Consider the following 240-nt stretch of genomic DNA (forward strand, 5'->3'; position numbering starts at 1 on the left):
CGTCGGCTGCTGCGGCATCGAAGGCATCGAAGGCATCGAAGGCATCGAAGGCATCGCAGGCATCGCAGGCATCGCAGGCATCGGGCGCATCGGGCGTGTCGGGCGTGTCGGGGGCGTCGAGTGCATCGGGCGCATCGGGCGTGTCGGGCGCGTCGGGCGCATCGCGCGCGTCGGCCGCCGGCGCGCATGCGCCGTCGTCGCCGACGACCGGCGCCGATCCCGACCCGCGCTGGTGGCGCG

General features: G+C 75.0%; 1 protein-coding gene. It reads right to left on the reverse strand.

The features are described 5' to 3' along the window. Window positions 1–240, reverse strand: a 240-nt coding sequence (locus SB772_RS45085) for a hypothetical protein (protein ID WP_410839160.1), incomplete at both ends; no start/stop codon positions are given.

The sequence above is a fragment of the Paraburkholderia sp. SIMBA_030 genome (assembly GCF_046535245.1).
Classification (GTDB): Bacteria; Pseudomonadota; Gammaproteobacteria; order Burkholderiales; family Burkholderiaceae; genus Paraburkholderia.